Raw genomic sequence first — 2144 nt, 5'->3', positions numbered from 1 at the left:
GCATCTTCGCGCTCCTCGCCCTCATCGCCACGGCCGACTACTTCGGCAGCTCGAACGCCTACCGGTCGTTCATCCTGGCCGTGGTCCTGGTCTCGGGATACATCGGATTCCTCTTCCTCTGCTTCCTGGCCTACGGCTTCCTGTACGGACGCATCCGGGTGCGCGGCGACGTCGACTTCGTGGTGATGCTGGGCTCGGGCCTCATCGGCGGAGAGCGCGTACCCCCGCTGCTCGCCTCCCGGCTGCGGACCGGACTCGCTCTGCGGGAACGGCAGGTGGCGCGGGGCGGGACCGCCCCCGTCCTGCTGGTGTCCGGCGGACAGGGGCCCGACGAGCGGCTGCCCGAGGCGGAGGCGATGGGCCGCTGGCTCATCGACCGGGGAGCCGACCCCGAGGGGGTGCTCGAGGAGTCCCGCTCACGTTCGACGACGGAGAACCTGCGCTTCAGCCGCACCCTGATGGAGGCGGCCGACGAACGCTACGTGTGCGTCGTGGTGACCAACAGCTTCCACGCCTTCCGCGCCGCGATGACGGCTCGCCGCGAGGGCGTGCGGGGCCAGGTCGTCGGCTCGCCCACGGCCGCGTACTTCTGGCCGAGCGCCACGATCCGCGAGTTCGTCGCGGTCTTCTGGGAGCACCGCGTCGTCAATGCCGTGCTCTGCGCGCTGCTGGTGGTGCTCGCGGTGGTGGCGGGCAGGGGCGTCTGAGGAGGCCGGCGGGCCCTTCGCCGGACTCGCCGGAGTCCTCTCGGTCACCTCGATCTCACGGGAGGGGACGCCCCGGCCCGGTCTCGCCGGCCCGCCCGCCCGGAGGCTCCGGGCGGGCCGGCGCGGGACGCTCCAGGGAGGGTGCGCAGGCCAGCAGGGTGCGGGTGTACTCATGGCGCGGGTGGTTGTAGACCTGCTCGGTGGGGCCCTGTTCGACGAGGCGGCCCGCGTGCATCACGGCCACCCGGTCGGCGATGTGCTCGACGACGGCCAGATCGTGCGCGATGAACACATAGGCCACGCCGAGCTCCCGCTGGAGCCGTGCGAAGAGGTTGACGATCTGGGCCTGCACCGACACGTCGAGCGCCGACACGGGCTCGTCGCACACCAGGATGTCGGGGCGCAGAGCCAGCGCGCGGGCGATGCCGATGCGCTGCCGCTGGCCGCCGGAGAACTCGTGCGGGCGGCGCCCCGCGTGGTCGGGGTCGAGGCCGACCATGTCCAGGAGCTCGGCCACGTACGGGCGGTGCGCTCCGCGCGGGGCGACGTCGCGGTGGATGCGCAGCGGCTCGCGCACGATGTCGCCCACGGTCATCCGGGGATCGAGCGAGGCGTACGGGTCCTGGAAGACCATCTGGATCCGGCGGCGCACGGTCCGCAGGGCGCGCCCGCCCAAGGTGTCGATGCGGGTGCCGAGGACACTGATCTCGCCCGACGTGGGCCGGTCGACCGCCGTGAGGAGCCGGGCGAGCGAGGACTTGCCGCATCCGGACTCGCCGACCACCGCCAGCGTCTCCCCGCGGCGCAGGGACAGGCTCACCCCGTCGACGGACCTGACGACGTGAGGACCGCGCCGGAGCAGCGGGCCTCGCGCGGAGTGATGGTGCTTCACCAGGTCACGCACGTCGAGCACCACAGGGGACGAGGTCATGCCGCGGTCACCTCCGCCCAGCGGTGGCAGGCGCTGACGTGCCCGGTGCCCACCCGGTACGGGGGCGGCGCGGTCGTGCACCGGGACTCCGCGAGGGGACAGCGCGGCGCGAACGGGCAGCCGGGCACAGGACGTGCCGGGTTTGGAGGGGCGCCGGGGAGCGCGACGAGCGGCTGCCCGCGGCGGCCGCGCCGGGGGACCGAGTCGAGGAGCGCGCGCGTGTAGGGGTGGGCAGGACGCGCGTACAGGACGTCGGCGGGGGCATGTTCGACGATGCGCCCGGCGTACATCACGGCCACGTGGTCCGCGCTGCGGGCGACCACCGCCAGGTCGTGGCTCACGAGGACGAGGCCGAGGCGGTGGGTGCGCTGCACCTCCTCCAGCAGGCCGAGGATGTGGGCCTGGACGGTGACGTCGAGAGCGGTCGTGGGCTCGTCGGCGATGAGGACCGTGGGATGGTGCGCGAGGGCCATGGCGATCATCACGCGCTGGCGCATGCCGCCGGA

Annotated in this window: 3 protein-coding genes; 1 reads left to right on the top strand and 2 read right to left on the bottom strand. The window is 73.4% G+C overall.

Annotation, left to right across the window (positions count from 1 at the left end; all coding sequences use genetic code 11):
• Window positions 1–707 (top strand): YdcF family protein (locus GTW43_RS01615; RefSeq protein WP_161299733.1); only part of this gene is annotated, 707 nt, incomplete at its 5' end.
• Between the two features lie 55 nt (window positions 708–762).
• Here GTW43_RS01615 and GTW43_RS01610 read toward each other — a convergent pair.
• Together GTW43_RS01610 and GTW43_RS01605 are read right to left on the bottom strand one after the other, a co-directional pair.
• The gene (locus GTW43_RS01610) at window positions 763–1638 is read right to left on the bottom strand and encodes an ATP-binding cassette domain-containing protein (RefSeq protein WP_161299732.1); all 876 of its coding nucleotides are present in this window, start codon (window positions 1636–1638) and stop codon (window positions 763–765) included.
• On the bottom strand, window positions 1635–2144 hold a 510-nt coding region (locus GTW43_RS01605), incomplete at its 5' end, for an ABC transporter ATP-binding protein (RefSeq protein WP_161299731.1). The genes GTW43_RS01605 and GTW43_RS01610, both read right to left, overlap by 4 nt.

It is taken from the genome of Streptomyces sp. SID5785 (assembly GCF_009870065.1).
Taxonomy (GTDB): Bacteria; Actinomycetota; Actinomycetes; order Streptomycetales; family Streptomycetaceae; genus Streptomyces.
Note: the sequence above shows the minus strand (reverse complement) of the source record. Positions and strands in the feature narration are given on the sequence as shown.

What these genes read in the sequence shown, in the direction of transcription:
- GTW43_RS01610 (WP_161299732.1), bottom strand. Translation starts at nt 1,638, where the DNA reads ATGACCTCGTCCCCTGTGGTGCTCGACGTGCGTGACCTGGTGAAGCAC.